This window comes from Porcipelethomonas ammoniilytica (assembly GCF_025567485.1).
GTDB classification, from domain to species: domain Bacteria; phylum Bacillota; class Clostridia; order Oscillospirales; family Ruminococcaceae; genus Porcipelethomonas; species Porcipelethomonas ammoniilytica.
Genome location: NZ_JAOQKH010000005.1, coordinates 130,528 through 149,626, shown reverse-complemented (window position 1 = coordinate 149,626; position 19,099 = coordinate 130,528). Strand labels below are relative to the sequence as shown.

At 36.8% G+C, this 19,099-nt stretch carries 14 protein-coding genes; 1 reads left to right on the top strand and 13 read right to left on the bottom strand.

What is annotated here, in order from left to right:
• Positions 1–8: 8 nt before the first annotated feature.
• From OCV67_RS05845 to OCV67_RS05790, 12 genes are all read right to left on the bottom strand, one after another.
• Positions 9–2,726, bottom strand: a complete 2,718-nt coding sequence (locus OCV67_RS05845) for an ABC transporter permease (protein WP_147643052.1) — start codon at positions 2,724–2,726, stop codon at positions 9–11.
• Entirely contained in the window at positions 2,726–3,427 is a 702-nt protein-coding gene (locus tag OCV67_RS05840; protein ID WP_147643051.1) for an ABC transporter ATP-binding protein, read from the bottom strand. The genes OCV67_RS05845 and OCV67_RS05840 overlap by 1 nt, the downstream gene beginning before the upstream one ends.
• A 551-nt stretch (positions 3,428–3,978) precedes the next feature.
• Positions 3,979–4,725 (bottom strand): carboxymuconolactone decarboxylase family protein, encoded by a 747-nt coding sequence (locus OCV67_RS05835; protein WP_147643050.1) that lies wholly within the window; start codon positions 4,723–4,725, stop codon positions 3,979–3,981.
• A gap of 24 nt (positions 4,726–4,749) precedes the next feature.
• Positions 4,750–5,367 (bottom strand): flavodoxin family protein, encoded by a 618-nt coding sequence (locus OCV67_RS05830; RefSeq protein ID WP_147643049.1) that lies wholly within the window; start codon positions 5,365–5,367, stop codon positions 4,750–4,752.
• 24 nt (positions 5,368–5,391) lie between these two features.
• On the bottom strand, positions 5,392–6,561 hold the full coding sequence (locus OCV67_RS05825; protein ID WP_147643048.1) for an iron-containing alcohol dehydrogenase: 1,170 nt from the start codon (positions 6,559–6,561) through the stop codon (positions 5,392–5,394).
• Positions 6,562–6,610: 49 nt separating this feature from the next.
• A complete protein-coding gene (locus tag OCV67_RS05820) occupies positions 6,611–7,150 on the bottom strand; it encodes a flavodoxin family protein (RefSeq protein ID WP_147643047.1) in 540 nt (179 codons plus the stop codon).
• A 2-nt stretch (positions 7,151–7,152) separates the two neighbouring features.
• Positions 7,153–7,539 (bottom strand): MerR family transcriptional regulator, encoded by a 387-nt coding sequence (locus tag OCV67_RS05815; RefSeq protein WP_147643046.1) that lies wholly within the window; start codon positions 7,537–7,539, stop codon positions 7,153–7,155.
• A 440-nt stretch (positions 7,540–7,979) separates the two neighbouring features.
• Complete coding sequence (locus OCV67_RS05810; RefSeq protein WP_147643045.1) at positions 7,980–11,132, bottom strand: type I restriction endonuclease subunit R, EcoR124 family; 3,153 nt, start codon at positions 11,130–11,132, stop codon at positions 7,980–7,982.
• 36 nt (positions 11,133–11,168) lie between these two features.
• A complete protein-coding gene (locus tag OCV67_RS05805) occupies positions 11,169–12,404 on the bottom strand; it encodes a restriction endonuclease subunit S (protein ID WP_147643044.1) in 1,236 nt (411 codons plus the stop codon).
• Entirely contained in the window at positions 12,401–14,956 is a 2,556-nt protein-coding gene (locus tag OCV67_RS05800) for a type I restriction-modification system subunit M (RefSeq protein ID WP_147643043.1), read from the bottom strand. The genes OCV67_RS05805 and OCV67_RS05800 overlap by 4 nt, the downstream gene beginning before the upstream one ends.
• A 104-nt stretch (positions 14,957–15,060) precedes the next feature.
• On the bottom strand, positions 15,061–15,615 hold the full coding sequence (locus OCV67_RS05795; protein WP_147643042.1) for a Maf family protein: 555 nt from the start codon (positions 15,613–15,615) through the stop codon (positions 15,061–15,063).
• Between the two features lie 9 nt (positions 15,616–15,624).
• Positions 15,625–15,954: an SCP2 sterol-binding domain-containing protein gene (locus OCV67_RS05790; protein ID WP_147643041.1), complete on the bottom strand. Its 330-nt coding sequence runs from the start codon at positions 15,952–15,954 to the stop codon at positions 15,625–15,627.
• 267 nt (positions 15,955–16,221) lie between these two features.
• On the opposite strand from OCV67_RS05790, the gene OCV67_RS05785 reads away from it, so the two are divergent.
• Positions 16,222–18,405, top strand: a complete 2,184-nt coding sequence (locus OCV67_RS05785; RefSeq protein WP_147643040.1) for a DUF5620 domain-containing protein — start codon at positions 16,222–16,224, stop codon at positions 18,403–18,405.
• Positions 18,406–18,522: 117 nt separating this feature from the next.
• On the opposite strand, the gene OCV67_RS05780 is transcribed toward OCV67_RS05785, so the two are convergent.
• Positions 18,523–19,098, bottom strand: a complete 576-nt coding sequence (locus OCV67_RS05780; RefSeq protein WP_147643039.1) for a thiamine phosphate synthase — start codon at positions 19,096–19,098, stop codon at positions 18,523–18,525.
• Position 19,099 lies beyond the last annotated feature (1 nt).

The following is a 19,099-nucleotide window of genomic DNA, read 5'->3' as shown; positions in this document are numbered from 1 at the left end:
TCATTGTATTATTCTCTGTTTTTAAGTACATCTGCAAGAGTTACTTTGTTTATTTTCAGAATAAGCAAAGTATTCACTGCAAAATAAGCAATTGTCACAAGTGCAAATTCCATAATATAAACATATATTGGTAAGCTAAGATTCATTTCACATGCTACATTTGCTATTGTATTCGGAAAATATGCGTCAACAAGCACTTTAGACAATATTATCGACAGATAAGCGCCTATCAGCACTATAACGGTATTTCCGTTAATATATAGTTTTTTTATCTCTTTTGACCTGTAACCGAATACTTTCATAAGAGAAATTCCAAAGGCTGAACGATCTATCATAACGCCCATCATAAGGTACAATACAACGCAGAATATAATTATCGATACGATAATTAGCATATATATTGTAGGATTCATAAGCTTGATAAATACATCAGACGCTTTTTCAATGTCATCCTTTGAAGTTACTGAATAAAGTCTGCCGTCATCAATGTCAAGTTTGTTTTCAGATAGAACAACGTTATAATAATCATCTGTTTTTCCAAACAATTCTCTCATATTGTCAATATTCATAAACACTGTAAACGATATGGCATACTGGCACACGTCTTCTACCCTGAATGCATAAATATCATTATTCACTTTATTTGTCAATGTAATTATGTCGCCTTCAGAAACGCCGTATCTTTCTGCAACACCGTTGCTTACAACAACACTGTTTTCATCCGCAGAAGGATCAGCGCTGAAATACTTGTCATCTTCCGCTATACCCATAAGAGTAACATCAAGAGTGTTATTGAGATGTGTTTTGGAAAGCGTTTCAGTGTAAACTGCTTCCCCTCCATCAGGCACATTCTTTTCAGGATATTTATACATATACATATAATTATACTTAGCGTCTTTTATAGTATCGTCCTTTATATTTGAACACAATGCCCATATATCAATACCAAGAGTCATAATAAGCATTGAAATGAAGATACCTACTATAATAATCACAACGCATTTTGATTCTCTGAGAAGCTGACGTATTCTGAATATTTTTATAAAGCTTTTGCTCTTTATATCCGCTTTACTGTATTTATGATTTTTCTGCTCGTTTCTCATAAGTGAAAGTGCTGTTCTTGAAAGCTGCCTGTTTATCACTATAACATTTACTATTATGCATATAACAGGTGGAACAATAAGTCCGTAAACGAGCAGATAAACAGGGTGAATTATATCAAATTCAGGAAGAGAAAAATAATTGTAGCTGTCCTGTGTCTGCATTCCGATCCCAAAACTGCTGAAGCCTATTACCGTACCTATTGCGCCTGCTACAAAAGTTATTATAGTAGGCAATGTAATGTAATAAATAAGCAAGCTCTTTTTCTTCACACCCAAAGCATAAAGTGAGCCTATAACACTTGATTCTCTTTGTATCTGATGTGATACAAAAACTGAAATAACATATGTAAACAGTGCAATTACAACTATTCCGGCAGTAAGCGCCATTGATTTGTTTGTTTGAACATCATTTGATGCTGCCGCTATTTTCTGATTATCCTCAGCTTTAGTAAATGACTTAAGATTATCAATATCTACCTTGAAATTTTCATCAAGGAAACTTTCCGTCTCCTCTTTAAGGTCATAAACGCCTTTTCTTAATTCTTCACAGCCTTCAAACGCTGATCCGATACCGTCTGTATATTCCTTGATTCCTGTGCAAAGCTTATCAATCTGCTCAAGAGAATTTTTTAATAATATAATATCCTGTGAATTTGTATACGATATTATTTCATCAAGCTTTGATTTGTAATTGTCTTTTGTAAGCGGCTCTGTAATACCATAATCGCTCAATGATGCAGATACCTGCTGTAAATATCCGTCAAATAGAGAATCAGCGCCATCAGCAAGATTATCATTATTGTCTGAAGCCTCCTTAAGACCGTCAGCCAGTTCATTCACACCATCATATATATCATTAACGGCGTTTGTCATCTTATCTTTACCTTCAGTAAATTCTTTTATATAGTCCTGAAAATAAAGATCCTCAACGTCATTATAATCAAATTCAAGATTCTTTATTTTATCTCTTAAGTCGTCATCTGACGCATTTTTTTCAAGGGTGTAAGCATATGTATAATCTTCTGCCATCTGATCTGATGAACTTTTAATGTTTTCATATTCATTTTGAGTAAAGAATACAAGACCGAAATTCTTGCTGTCAATTGAAGAATCAGAAGATTTCCTAAGGGGCATTTCATAATCAGGAACTGAACCTATACCGCAGATCGTATATTCTTTGCCTGATATTTCTATTTTATCACCAACATCAAGACCGTGTTCTTTTGCATATCTTTTTTCAATCAGTGTTTCATTGTCCAATGAAGCAATTTTACCCTTATCAATGCTGATTTTATTTATATTATTTCTGTTTTCCATTATTCTTAGAACACTTCCGTCAGAAAGCTGTGAATCTATGGAAAACATCTTTTCGAGATTTACTCCGTCTTCTTTTAAATCAGATATCTGACTGTCTGAAAGAGGAATAAAAACATTAAATTCTCCGTCTTCTGTATTGCACGAAACAGCTCTTTTATTTGTACCTTCTGTTATTACATCAGCAGCACCCGCCATACTTACCACTATAAAAATACCCATTACTATAAGAAGTATCAAAGCAATATATCTTAAAAAATTCGCCTTCAAATCTCTGGGTATTCTTTTTTTCAAAACCTTATTAACCATTACAGTTCCTCCAAATCAGCGGCAGGAATAATAGTTGTATTGTTGTAGTCCTTAACGATCATACCGTCTTTAATAACAATTACTTTATGCACCATATTTTTTATTGAGTTGTTATGCGTCACAATCAGCATTGTTGTGCCGTATTTTTTATTTACTTTTTCAAGGAGAACAAGTATATCCTTTGATGTTTTCGAATCAAGTGCACCTGTAGGTTCATCACATAAAAGAAGCTTCGGATTCTTTATCAGTGCTCTTGCAATGGCACATCTCTGCTGTTGGCCGCCCGAAAGCTGAGACGGAAATTTATTCTTATGTTCTTCTAAACCAAGAATTTCAAGAAGATCATCCATATCGAGAGGATCATTCGCAAGGTACTGACATACCTGAATATTTTCTCTTACAGTAAGATTCGGAATAAGATTGTAAAACTGAAAAATAAATCCGAGATTATCTCTTCTGTAGTCTGACAGATCAGAAGATTTCAGTCCGAATATTTCTTTATTGTCAACCTTAACAGAACCTGAATCCATAACGTCAAGTCCGCCTATACAGTTAAGAAGCGTCGATTTACCCGAGCCGCTTGTCCCCTGAATGACACACATCTGACCTTTCCCGACAGATGTTGTCACGCCTTTTAAAACCTGAACAGCACCTGCATCGCTTCCATAACTTTTTTTTAAGTTATTTACTTCAAGATACATAAAATAATTCCTTTCCGATTATTAATATTTAAATAATAAACACATTAGTTGCTTATGACTAACTTAAGCTTACACAAATGAGAAACCTATTACGTATAATATAGAACTAAAGCAAGTAGGAAAATAATTTTCAATATAAAAATATCCAACAGTTCTTTTAACTTTTTAGTTAGTCATAGGTAACCTATGAGTTCATTATACTCCAAAATCTTCCTGATGTCAAGTACATTTTGATCTTTTCTAATTGTATCAACTATACTTTCAAATATTATGTACCCGAACAGTATTGATGATACCTATGCAGACAGATGATTTTTATTCTTTTTATAATTTTATAAAACAAGGGAGGAAAGATTCCTCCCTTTGTTTTTACTATAATAAGATTACATCTACAGGTAAAAATCTATAGAAAATCCAACCCAATGCTTTATCTCTATCCTATGTTCCATATTTCCTGTGAGAAAAACTCATCCTCCAATACAGTTTATCATGAGCATATTACGTTCGTTTCGCATAAATTTTACACTATAACCGTTAAAAATTTTTCCCTCCTACTTCTCCTCTAAAGCATAATAAATCTCATCTGTAACAGGTTCCAACCATTCGTTAAAGGTATTATCACCTGGACATTCAACAGCAAGATGACTAAACCAGCAATTTGATTTTGCACCATGCCAGTGCTTAACCTCTGCCGGAATCGTCACTACATCGCCGGGCTTCAAGCTCTGTGCTGATTTGCCTTCCTCCTGATACCAGCCCTCGCCCTCTACGCATATGAGCAGCTGTCCGCCGCCATTTGACGCATGATGAATATGCCAGTTATTGCGGCATTTCGGCTCAAAGGTAACGTTTGCGATAAATACAGTTTCCTTCGGGTTTGTCAGAGGCTTCAAATATGAATTGCCAATGAAATACTGAGCAAACGCCGTATTCGGCTCACCCTGACCGAAAAACCCGCCGTGTTCCTCTCGACCGCAGTCATCGGCATAGACTTCCTTTGCCATATTGAATGCTGCCCATGCGTTGGGCCAGCCTGCATAAAAAGCAATGTGCGTCAGGATTTCCGCCATTTCCGTTTTATTTACACCGTTGTGCCGTGCTGTAGAAAGATGATATTTCAGAGAATTGTCTACAATACCCTTGCTGATGAGCGCAGTCACCGTCACAATTGATCTTGTTTTCAAAGACAGCTTATCTTCTCTGGACCATACTTCACCAAAAAGAACGTCATCATTTAGTTCTGCAAATTTTGGTGCAAAGTCTCCCAGACTGTCTCTGCCTGCTGTTTGTTTTACCATCTGAATTTCCTCCGTTCATAATATTTATCTGATAAAATTTGTCCGCTCAAAAGGCTCTTTCTCCGGCAATCCGTATGCTTTCTTTCCAAGAGCAATACTTTTTATCAGAAAAGTCATATTCCTTGCCAAAGTCCGCATGGTCTGAAGACCTTCTGCATCCTGCTGCGCTTCGCCGGGTTTCCTGCCGTGAATACTGTTCCAATACTGACTGGACGCAACAGGCATACCTGTTATTGTAAAGTACTTATTCAACTCATCAAATGTAGAGGATAATCCCCCTCGCCTTGCAGCCACAACGCTTGCACCAACTTTCATAGTCTTATCAAAATGAGTACTGTAAAACAAACGGTCAAGAAAAGCAATGAGCGTCGCATTGGCGGATGCATAATAAACAGGACTTCCAATCACCAATCCGTCACAGGCTTCAAATTTCGGCGCCATTTCATTAACTATATCGTTAAATACGCATTTTCCGTTTTTTGCACATGAATAACAGGCAATACAGCCTTTCACCGCTTGATTACCAATATGCACAATTTCAGTATCAATACAGTTTTCAGCAAATATTTTTTCCATTTCATGCAAAGCGGTATATGTATTCCCCTTAGCATGCGGACTTCCATTGATCATCAATACTTTCATATACTTATCCCATTTAACACAAATTTAAATCATACTTTCTTTCAAAACCTGTAAAATTTCAATATGATTCAGAGTTTTGTAACCGCCCTCCATAATAAAAGTTCCGTTAGCAATTCCCTCCAACATATCCTCGGTTACGCCAAGTTCACTGATATTCATCACAAGGCCAATTTCTTTCATCCATGATTCCATAGCGCATAAGCCTTCGTTTGCAATTTCTTCATCTGATTTACCGTCTGGATCGACATTCCATACATTTATCGCAAAACGTTTAAATTTAGGCACACCATATGGCATAATATAACGATAATATGCCAAAGAAACAGCGGAAAGAGTCATACCGTGAGTTGCGTCTGTGTATGCACCTACAGACTGGCCGATCATATGTACCATCCAGTCAGTAGTTTTACCCTTGGCAACCATAGTATTCAGAGCCCATGTAGCAATCCACATAATATTACTTCTCGCTTCATAATCCCTCGGATTTTCAACAGCGATACGTGAACTGTAAATCAGCGACTTCATCAGTCCCTCCATAACGTAATCGGAAGTACAATCATCAGTATCAGAAAAATATTGCTCTGTTATATGATTCATAATATCATAAAATCCTGCAACCATCTGATATTTCGGCAATGTAAAGGTGTATTCCGGATTCAGAATAGAAAACTTTGGAAATACATTTTCTCCGAAAACATGACCGATTTTTAGTTTCTGTTTATGATTTGTAATTACTGCGCCGCCATTCATCTCCGAGCCGGTGCCCACCATTGTCAGAATACAACCCACCGGAATAATTTCGTTATCCGCATCTTCCATACTCAGGTAATACTTATCCCATGGATCCTCATCACAATAAGCCGATACGGAAAGTGCCTTTGCATAATCACAAACAGAACCTCCGCCCACTGCAAGAATCAAATCCACATGATTTTCTCTTGCAAGCTTACAGCCCTCGTACAGCTTCTCTACAGTTGGGTTTGGCATAACGCCGGAAAGCTCTACGATACGCTTACCGCTGTCTTTGAGGATTCTAACAACTTCATCATACAAACCAGACTTTTTAATAGAACCGCCGCCATAAGCCAACAGTATTGTTTCACCGTATTTCGCAAGCTCTTCACTCAAATGATTTAAAGCATCTGCACCGAAATGAATTCTGGTCGGATTACAATAAGTAAAGTTTCCTAACATAAAAAATTCCTCCTGTTTCAATGGTTATGTAATTTTAAAATTTAACGCCCTAAATATGTTTTCCCATTTCATAGGCGTCTCGCATTGCTCCGGTTTTTAAAATATCGCCTTTTTTCCATGCGCCTGTTCCGTAAATACAGCCTTTTTCTCTTACGTTATCCAAACATGCAACAAAACCGCCGAATTCCGTCAAAACTCTTTCCATAGCAGAACGATTATTATCAGCCGCAGTCATAATATAGTAAAAGTCCTTATCTGTCAGCTCTGTATAAAAGAAACAGCAACGGTCAATCAGCGTTTTCATTTGTCCTGCCATTGTATAAAAATAAACAGGCGTTGCGAAAACAATCACGTCTGCCGACAGCATTTTGTCTCTGATATCAGCCATATCGTCCTTTTGCGAGCAGTTACCGATTCTTTCAAAGCAATAGCCGCATCCGGTACAATAATTAATACTTTTATCCTTTAAAAATATTTTTTCAGCATTATGACCGCTTTCCCTAACGCCTTTTACAAATTCGTCACACAACAAATCTGAATTCCCGCCCTTTCGCAGACTGGATGATAAAATAAGTACATTTTTAGCCATTGTTAATTCTGCTCCTTTTCCCAAGTTAAAATTCCGGTATCAACTGCAATTTCATATCGTCCGATCTTATAATTCAGACGTTCCAGTGTAGAGTCAATTTTGGCTCTTTGTTCCAGTAAAGCCTCTCTTTGCTCTTTCAGAAGCTGCAGTCTTGCCGGAATTGTGGCATCGCCTTCCTGTGTAAGTCTGACATATTCAATCATCGCCTCCACCGGAAGTCCTGCGCTGCGCATACATTTTGCAAGCTCTACCCAAGCTAAATCTTTTTCCTTATAGTCCCTGATTCCGCCTGCCGTACGTGTTACCGGAGGAATCATGCCCACACGCTCATAATAACGGAGAGTATCTTGCGATATACCGTATTTTTCACTGACTTCTTTAATGGTCATAGCGTCACCTCGCTTATCTTCTTCTTTGATTTTATTATAAGCCCTAGAGTGAACTCTAAGTCAAGAGCATTGCTGCCATTTTGGAGATTTAAACAAAAATACATCATTATATTTGTGCTAAATTACAAAAAGTTTAATTTTGGGAGTATAATAGCCGCTGTTCATTTCATTTGTAATTTTTATTGCTTACTGACTGAGATTCTGTGCCATCACGCCGACAAGCATGAGAAAGATACAACTCTTCATTGACAGCGAAGAAAATGATTTTCTGCAATTAATTTATTAGTATAATAAAAACCTTAATATAAAAATCATATGCCAGGTATCCAAGATGAACTAAAAGCATCAGTACACTGCAAAAACGCTGTTTTAATGGGCAGCAAATGCTGCCCATTTTATATTATAATTTATTTATGTTACGGAGATGAATTTATGCAATATTATTCGTTGTTATCCGGCAAGTTGATTTCAAATCCACCGCCGAGAATGAACTCACGAAGTAAATTGTCAACTTTGACATGGACTTTAGGCGGTATTATCTTTGTACCCTCAATTTTTTCAAAGTACTCTTTTGCTTTCGTTTTGTCTACAGTCTTTTTCAGCTTATCATATCGTCCGAACTCATTGATATTGGCAGAGTTCAACTTCAAACTCATAATATTTTGCAACTTTGTTTCATCAACGCCCAAAGCAACTGCTATTTTATGAATTTGATCATCCTTCGCTTTTGATAGGTATTCGGTAATGTAATCACGAAGCGTTTTCCCTTTGGTAACGACTACATCGCCTCTTTGGATATCATGAAGGAATATATTGGCATATTTCTGTTCTTCTTGCGATAATGTGGCAAAAGTTTTATGAAGTTCTGTTTCTGCCTGCTCAATAGCTTCTTTAGTTGCTCCGTCAAGATTGAGCAATTTCATATATTTCTCAAAACGAGAGTTCATATAATCAGCGTCGATTCGACCGGTGTCAATTTCTGTAATATACCCGACAAGGTCATACGGAACATCTTCGTTTCCGCCAGGGAGAACGGGACCATCACTGCTGAGCTCTTTATAACGCAGAACCAAAATTAAATACGCCTTTTCATCAAAAGCCATTTCAATAATTTCTCCGGTTTCATCGTTTGTATAAGAGCTTGTTTCCCATTTAAAGCCTTGAATTTTTGCAGCTTCAAGATATTCATTCAACTCTTTGAAATCTTTTGCAAACTTTTTGCACACGGTTATATCATTCGGCAATTTTTCAAAATTCTCAACACCTGCATTTGAGAACAGTTCCAAAATTTCGATAAACAGTTCGTTCATCATTTTTAAGTTTTCTGCAAGATGCTGGACAAACAAACCTAACGGTTTATCTCCCGAATACAATTTAACCGCCGCATTGACATTGCGTTCCATCGTATGCGGTTTCCGATAGTAACGGATTGTACCAAACGGTTTATCTGGACCGAATAACCGATTTGTACGGGAAAACGCCTGAATAATATTTTCATACACAAGCACCTTGTCCATATACAGCGTGTTAATCCACTTTGAGTCAAAGCCGGTAAGCATTTGATCCACTACAATGAGCAAGTTTATCTGCTTTTCAAACTCGTTTGCAATTCGCTCATAAGGCTTTTTGTGAGCCAAACGAGCCGCTATATCTTTTTTCATCTTGGCAAAGGTCGGGATTGTAAAATCCTGCCCGTATTTTTCGTTGTAGTCCTCAATTATTTCAGATAGACCGGTCTCTTTAAACTCAACGCCGCCTCCGTTATCAATGTTTGGGTCAAACAAAGCGGTAACTTTCAATTTCGGATCCATTTCCTTAATCATCCGATAATAGGTAATTGCTTCCGGAATACTGCTTGTGGCAAAAATAGCGTGAAATTTGCTGTTATGGCTGAGTGTAGTCCAGTTTTCCAATATATCCTTTACAACTGATTTGGTGTGCTCTTTGGTTTGGTACTGAACATTCGGAATATAATCCTCAATGCCTTTGATGTAATTCCCGAGTTTATCAAAGTATCCTGCCATACCGACTTGACCGGTATCCATATATTTGTAATAGATTTTGCTTTTTACAGGGTCAGAGATTGCTTCTTCTTCGGTTTGCGCTTTTGCCTTTTCTAAGGCCACTACCTTGCGGACATCTTTATCCTTGAAGGTTAGTACCTTATACGGATCAAAGCCGAGAACATTTTTATCACGAATACCGTCTGCAATACTGTATCTGTGCAGTTCGTTGCCAAATACTGTGGTTGTTGTGTTCTTTTTCTTTTGGTTTTCTTCTTGAATAGGTGTTCCTGTAAATCCGAAAAATATGGCTTTCGGGAAAGTATTCTTAATGTTAATCAGCATATCTCCAAATGTGGAACGATGTGCTTCATCAACAATGAAAACGATACGCTTTTCGTTTATGTATTCAATATCACTTGATTTCAGTCCGTCGGATTCATCTTTGATATTGTTCATTTTTTGAATAGAAGTAACGATAAGAGTATCCGCAGGGTCAGTACTTTTTAATTTTGTGATAAGTATACCGGTGTTTTCTGTTGCCTGTACAGACTCATTCTCATCTGCAAAACTACGGTATTCTTTTAAGGACTGCGTGCCAAGTTCAATTCTATCCATTAAGAAAACAACCTTATCAGCATCTTTAGAGCTTGCGATCAACTGAGCAGATTTAAAGCTGGTCATAGTTTTACCGGAACCAGTAGTATGCCATACATAGCCACCTAACTGATTGTTGCCTTCCCATTTGGTTTTAGAAACTTTATCAGAAATTGCACTTGCCGCAAAATATTGATAACTGCGCATTACTTTTAAAACGCCGTCTGAATTATCAGCTACCGTGTAAAAACCGATAAGCTGATGCGCCATAGGAATGGAAAGAAGCGTGGAAGCAACTTTATCCCATTCGTTAATAGGTTCGTTATTATAATCTGCCCAATGAAAGTAATAATTCGGGTTAAATTGACCGTCAGGACCCGGATTTGCAAAATAAACGGCTTCATTAGGCTCTAGTGCAACAAAAATTTGAACCAACGAGAATAATCCGCTGAAAATACCTTCATGCGCATATTTTTCGATTTGATTGCATGCTTGGCTTACGGGTACGCCGCTTTTCTTTAATTCGATATGAATTACCGGCATACCGTTGATCAGAAGCATTAAATCGCCACGACGGTCATTGAGCATTTTTGATTTTGTCGGAAATTTAGGCTGCTGAACAATTTGGTAACGGCTTTGACCGGCAGCGATTTCACGACGGTCATAAATTTTCAAACTCACTTCTTTTCCGAAATGCAGCGTATCGTTGGGATTATCTCTGACAATTGATACGCTTTTACCGTTGATAAATCCATTTAGCTTTAATGGTGTTCTTAAAGTTTTAATTTGCTCTAAAATTTGCTGCATTTCACTATCGGTAAGGGGATAATCATTCAATCGATCAATATCTCTATTGTTCTCAAAAAGAATATTTGCCCAGTTTCGCAGTAAATCTTGTTCAGAGTAGTTTTTCAGGATTTCCTTTTCCCAGCCTTTTTCAGATAGTATTTTAATCAAAGCAGCTTCAAAATCCGATTCTTTATTAAAAATCATTTTTTCCTCCCTACTTTTAAAATTCGCTTATTTTACTCAAACAAACATCTTTTCAAGGCACGCTTTTTTGAGATTTTTCAACTTTTCCAACTCACGCTGATGAAGGGTGATAAGGCGGTCGAGATTGAGAAAATATCGTCCAATTTTCTCTTGTTCTTCCATTTTGGGATATGAAATTTTGATACTTTCCAAATCACTATTGTGAATATGAACGACGGATTTTCCCTGTGCCTTTTGTGCAAGAGATTTTTGCTGTTCTCCATTAGAAATTGAAAGTGCTAAAAAAGTTGGTTCAATTCTATCAATTGGATATATAATATTCAAGTCACCACCAAGCAAAAAGCCCGATTTTGCGACGTATGAGGCTCTTGCAATATCCTCTGCCGTTTCACCGGAAGCAGGAACAATTACTTCATTGCCAGTGCTGTATACTGAGCTTTTTTTTGCTATTGCAAATGTATCAACATCATTGATTTTTGTTTCGTATTTTGTGTATAAGCGACCATACAAAATAATAGGCGTTCCTTGCTCTGTTAAATCGCTCTTTGAATAACCTGTTCCTTTAGCAAAAGTAGCCAGCTCTTTCAACTTCCGCTGTTCCCAAGCATCAGTAAATCCTTTAAATCGAATTTCCGGCACATTTGCTCCATTTTTCGGGAACATTTTTTCAAGCATTGATTTTTTCATATTGGTCAATTTGTCATACTTACGCTGATGAAGGGTGATAAGTCGGTCGAGGTGAGTTAAATATTCTCCAATTTTTCTTTGTTCCTCAATATGTGGTATTGGAATAGGCATTTCAAAAAACACAGAATCCTTAATTGAAAATCTGTCCGACCTTGCACCTGAGTCACCATTGAAATTCATAAATGAATGCCAATACTTGCTCTTGAAAAAATGTTCAAGATAAGTTGTGCCAATATCATGTGGTCTAAAAACCGTATAAAGTGGTGACATTACACCAATTCTGCCTAACTTATTGCGATTTATCGGTCCGACAGGTGCAGAGGTTGAGATACGAGGGTTGTAAACAAAATCTTCACTTCTCACGATATAATAACCGCCCAAGCTACTCATCTTTGCAATATCGTGGTCAAAAAAATCTCGTTGGCTGATTATTCCGAACTCTGCCGAGTTCGTAAAGGTTTCAATATATTGTAGTCCAACATTTTTCTCTGTAACCTTGTCTGCAAATTCGCTTAACTTACGCTGTTCCCAAGTATATGTAAACCCTTTGAATCTTAATGCCGGAGTGCTTGCTTTTTTCGTCATTTTGCAAAACCTCCAAGCATTTTTTTGAATTCTTGAAGTCCCAGCATATCAGAATCGCTGCCCTCAAGCTCATCAATCATAGCAGAAAGAGCCGCTTGTGTGTCAGCGATTTCCGTTTCCACCTCGGCAAATGTAGTTTCGTATTTTTTAGCGAGCGTTTCAAGCTTTGAAACCAATTCGTTTACAATTCTGTCCGGCAATTTCATTAAACTTTGAATAAGAGGCTGAATCCATTTGGCTTTCAGAAGTTCGATAACTTGCGTATCAGACAGTCCTTCGATGGTATCCTTGGTTTTAACTTCAAGAAGTCTGGTTTCTTTCTTAATTGCCGCTTTCAGTGATTTTTCCTCCGTATTCAATGCTGCTGCTTTAAGAAGTTTTTCTTTTGTTTCCGGTTCAATACTGTCAGATTTGAGCGCTTTCTTAATCTCAGCATTAACAAAACCGCCTTCACTTGCATAATCGCCTTCTTTTTCTTCCTCTGTTAGTGATTCAAACAATTCTTCATATTCCGAAGCAATTTCAGAAAGACGGTTTTCTTTTTCTTTTAATGCTACTTTATCATCGGCAAGAAGAGTGTCCTGAATTAAATCAAACGGTATTATGCGGCCTACCCATCCTTCCTGTACTTCCTGCTCTTTTCCGTCTTTCTTTTTAACCACCATATTGGGGTCAACCTTTTTCGTTGCTTCAAATCCCTCCGTTTGTATCATTTCTAAATCGACGGCAAGCTTAGTCCAATCATCATCAAGAAGCTGATATGCTTCATATTTGTCAACCAAGGGAATATTTTTTAAGCGTTCAAAGATGTTTAAGGATAAAACAGCTTCGGTTTTTGAAATATTAAGGGTATCCATCTTATCAATCAATTCATCATACAAATATTGATCAAAACCATTAAAGACGGCATAGTAATTATTTTCAAAAGACTGTATATCATTATGATCCTTGATGACCTTTTTTATATCCGTGGCTGTTAATTTACAATAATCTGAAGATGTATTTTCAAATAAAGCTGATTTCAAAGATGGAAAAGCATGCCAATATTCTTTCAGTTCATCAATTTCAGACCAAGGAATACCGCCAAACATAGAAGCATAAATATCCCAGGACTCGGACGCTTCGGAAGAGTCAACATATCTCGGAATATTCAAGTTGTACTCATTATTTCTGATTTCGTCTCTGCTGACAACTTTTGAAAATTTTTCTACGCTTTCACGCTTTGTTACTACATCGACAATTCTTTTAATATCAGAAGCACGAAGCTTGTTGTTCTTACCAACCTTTATAAAACCTTTTGATGCATCAACGATAAGGACATCTGTATTTGTACGCTTTTGTTTCAATACCATAATTATGGTGGGGATACCTGTGCCGAAGAAAATATTTGCCGGCAATCCAATAATTGCGTCAATATGGTTTTGCTCAATTAAGTTCTTGCGGATTTCGCCTTCTTCACCTCCACGGAACAAAACACCGTGCGGAAGAACAATCGTCATAATACCGTCGCTCTTAATGTGAAAAAGGTCGTGAAGCAAAAAAGCATAATCGGCTTTTCCTTTTGGAGCGAGACCAAAACGGGCATAACGAGGGTCGGTTTCTTTGTCTTCAGGATTCCATGCCTGAGAATACGGGGGATTGGAGACAACTGCGTCTACATAAAGCGGATCATAAGTACCAATCGGGTCGTTCTCGTCAAAATACGGCCAGTCATTCTCCAAAGTATCTCCGTTGCGAGTGACGATATTATCTGGTAAAATGCCACGCATAATCAAGTTCATACGAGTAAGGTTGTACGTATTCTGCTTTAATTCCTGCGCATAGTATTTGATATTGTTCTCATTCTCAATAAATTTTGCAGCACTCTTGCCGATATTGATAAGCAACGAACCGGAACCGCTTGTCGGATCATATATTTTAATCTCGTCCCTATCTTTCAGATGATCCGCAACAATTTCTGACATAAGCATTGAAACTTCGTGCGGGGTATAAAATTCTCCTGCTTTTTTTCCCGCATTAGCGGCAAACATACTGATGAGATATTCGTAAATAAAACCAAGAACATCATAATCCTGCTTGCCGTCCATAGGAATATCTTTAATCAGATGAATAAGATCGCTGATTGCTTTTGACTGGGAGGCCGAACTATCGCCAAGTTTTGAAAGTCCTGTTTGCAGAGTGTCAAAAACACCTTCAAAAACTTTTTTGTGCGTCGGGTTAATCAGACGGCTAAATGCAGATAAGGCGTCACGTACATCTTGAACGCTGAAATCCCGTCCTTTTTCAATCCAAGTAGAAAATAAGTTTTCATAAGAAATGAAGTAACCTAAATTCTTTTGTACGCTTTCTAAAGTTTCTGTATCTTCTTCGGTAAGTTCCGGAAGGTATTCGTCAGTCCAATCGTTCTCTTTCAGATACTTAACTTCTTTTTCTGAAAGAAATTTATAAAAAATAAAGCCCAAAATGTAGTCTTTATATTCATTTGCTTCGATTTTAGAACGCATTTTATTTGCAGACTCCCAAATCTTTGCTGCTAACTGTTGTTTATTCATAATTTTCCTCCGATTTTGTGATTGGGAAAGCTATTTCTACATATTTCGTTTTAGGAAAGGGTTTGTACAATAACAAGGACTTTAACTCCGACCTTCTTTCCATTTTATAATACGATTTTTTTCAATTCATAATTCAAACGGGAAACAGGCAGTCCTACAACATTAAAATAGTCTCCGCATATAGATTGCACAAACAGCGCTCCCCTGCCCTGAATACCGTATCCGCCCGCTTTGTCAAACGGTTCTCCGGTGTTCATATATTCCTCAATTTCCTCATCTGAAATGTTCCGGAATTTCACATCAGTTTTTTCAGTAAAGCAAAATTCTTTTCCATTGAAAATTATTGATACTCCTGTATAAACACTGTGAGTTCTGCCAGAAAGCAGCCGAAGCATTTTCCTGCACTCTTTACAGTCATGAGGTTTTCCAAGAATAATATTTCCCGCAGTTACTACAGTATCACAGCCTATAACTAGTTCATCAGATTTTTTAACTACAGAATTTGCTTTTTTTGACGCTAAATACTCCGCAGCAAGTTCATAATTTATTGCTGACGGAATATTTTCCTCAATCTCAGACGGTCTGATAATAAATTCATCGAAAATCAATTTCATTAATTCTTTTCTTCTCGGAGAAGACGATGCAAGTATAATATCCATATAAAATCCTTACTTTAAAAGTTTTTTAATAAGCAAAGCCTTACTCATGTTACCCGAAATAATAATTTTTCTGGTTATCAGTGCACTTTCTGCTTTCAATTTTCCATTAATCAGTTTTTCCAAATTGGATTTAGAAATTTTTACTGACAAATCCCTATCATTATATTCGTATGGTTCTATTGACAATTCTCCATTTAAAACCTCCATATAAAAAACTCCACCAGGTATATCTATAAGTTCTATCTGTACAGCAAATTTATCCGGAAACGCAGACAAATCAGGATTCGGATATTTATTCTTAATAAATTCAATAATCGACATTACACGTTCATCAGCCATGTTAATTCTCCTTTAATAGTATATAATATATATATTTTAGCATATTTTTCAAAACAATGCAATATATATGCTTTTTACTACTAAATTTCTCATTGTTATAACAATTTGTTGAATATGCACAAAAAACTGCAAAAATATTTTAACACAAGTTTTAGCAAAATGGGGTTTTGTTAACAGTTTGTTAACAATTTGCTAAAAACTGTATGTTATAATATAAATATAAATAAAGGGGCAATTATAAATAAAAAACCGAAAGGATGATTAAGGATGATTAAGAAAAAACTTATCGGTAGAATCAAAGCCGCAGTTGTAAGTGCAGCTATGATAGCTACCACATTTATTACGCCTTCATTAACAACATTTAGCAATGTAACTGCAGCAACAATTTCTGTGAACAAAACCTTCACAACATCTGAAAGCACCGCAGAAACTGCACCAAACAAAGCAAAAATCCCGCTTTCAGGTATAGGTAACGCTTCTACAATTAAACTTAACTTTACTACTTCTTTTACTGGTACTCCAACAATCGGTATTTACGGTTGGGAAATATCTGAAGATCCATGGTGGGCGGATGATAAACAGGAAGCTAAACCGAATGTAAGCGGCGGAAAATTCTCTGTTTCTTTCACTATTCCGTCAGAAGTAAAAGGCAAGGTTAAGACAGTCGGAGTCGGAGTATGGTATCCAAAAGACGGTACTACATTCACTCTCACTTCAATTGAAACAGACGCTGCCGTTGGTCCTACCCCAGGCGATGACCCAAATATTCCAACTTCAAATAACCCCATTAACGGCTGCACATTTGTTGATAATAAAGATGGTACAGCTACAATTTCTTCAACTTTGACAGCTGAAATTGAAGGTGATATAAATTATCTTCTTACTCTCGGATATGACGAAGATTATTATGATCCTACTCTAAATCCTGAACTGACAGACGAAGAAAGACAAGCGTTTTTAGACGGTACTGCACCAATTAATTCACACAAATTCAAATTTTCTGAATTCGGTATTGAAGATATTACTAACGTTAAGTTCCAGTCATTTAACTACATAATTGAATCTGATACTGATCTTAAGCAGTTTATGTACGGCGGCGGCATCAATGTAAGACAGGGTTCTCCTGCTGATACCGAATACTCTAAAGGCAAGAATGGTTACTGGTATAACGATCAGGGTGAAGAAGACATAAAAGAATTTGGAGACAAATTTGAAATTGACGATTACGGTAAAGGCTATACAGCAACAAATGCTGGTCAATATGTAGAAATTGTATGGGACGTTCCAGTCAGCGTTCAGGAATATGTGACAAAAAGCGAAAGCGACGCAGTCGGTTTCCAGTATTGGTACGGCGCTAACGGTGAAGATGAAGAAACATATGAACCTATTAAAATTGAATCTGTTAACCTTACAGGAGCTTCATGTACATACACAAGAACCATGACTGTTCCTTACAACAAAACTATTACAAAAACTTCAAATAAATCTCTCACATCCGGAAGCGATGCAACAAATCAGACAAAGCTTTCTATTGCTGATTTAAATCTCGGTGAAAGAGATAAGATTTCCGCAATTAAGTTTACAGTAACTTCTGCAACAGATCTTCATAAGCTTACATCAGGCGTTGGCATTTCTGTAAGCGAAGACAATGTAGTAGCAGACAAAGGTTGGTATCAACCATCAAATATCGTTGTTCTTGACGGAGGTAAAACAGCAGAAATCATGTGGATCCTTCCGGAATCCATTAGAGATGATGTGTATAAGGAAAATGGAGAAGTAATGTTTGGTTTCTGGTACGGCGGCGATAAGGAAGGTACAGAAGTAAAAAGCGTTACTCTTAAATCTGTTGATTACTACACATATATATCACAAGAAAACGAGCTAATTGTTGATCCCGCTGAACTTGAACTTGAAGTGGACGAAACAAAGCAGCTTAATGTAAATGTAGATGGCTGTACATTCAGTTCAACAAATATAAATGTTGCTATTGTTGATAAAAACGGTAATGTAACGGGTATTGCTGCCGGTACAGCAACTATCACAGTTACAACTCCTGAAGGACAGGAATTTATAGTTAATGTAACAGTAACAAAACCTGTAGTTACAACAGTTGTTTCAACAACACCGGTCGTTACTACTGTTACTACAGCAGTTACAACTACCGTTGATCCTGATTCAATAATCGATTGGAACAGAGTTCTTTATGGTGACGCTAATGTAGATGGCGAGGTTAATTCAACTGATATTGTTGTATTAAATAAATATTTAATCAGCAACACAATGTATTCACTTCAAAATGCAACTGCAAAAGAAAACTCTAATACTGTATATGATGAAATATTAGATACAAAGGATTCTATTGCTATTATTAATTACGTCCTACAATTAAACACATTAGATGATTTAGGTCCGGCAGATAAACCTGATAATGAATTTTATTCTAAAAAATAAATTAAAGCGACTAAGATAACTCTTAGTCGCTTTTTTATATAAGCATTAATACAATAAAGACCGGTGTATAGTTGTTCTGTACACCGGTTCATTATTCCATCTTGGTTTTTTATAAATTTATTTATAAATCCTTACACGTTCATATGGATTTTCACATTTCATAAATTCTGACATCAGGCAAACTCCCGTTCCACCGTTTTCAAGCGGTTCATTAAAGTTATTTTCCGAAATACCTCCTATCGCAAAAACAGGAATATCAACACTTTCACATACACCCCTGAAAAATTCAATTTCTCTGGGAGGAACACCTTTTTTACAATCGGTTGCATAAATATGTCCGGCAATAAGATAATCAGCGCCCAGTTTCTGTGCTGTTTCAGCTTCTTCTGCGGAATGAACCGATACTCCTACTCGTTTTATAAAAGACGGTCTCCCATGTTCCATTAGTTGCTGCATAGTAAGATGAACATTTTCAATTCCCAGCTCCAAAGCTATTTCCGGACGGTTCAAAGCAAGTATTTTTTTATATTCGTTATTCTCTTCAATAATTTCTTTCGCAAGATCACAGTACTCATCATCACTCAGATCCTTTTCACGAAGTATTACTTCAAAAGGTTCGGCAGACAGGATTTCACGTACTCGCAATACAAAATTATCTGTACAAAGCTTTCTGTTTGTTACCGCAATAACCATA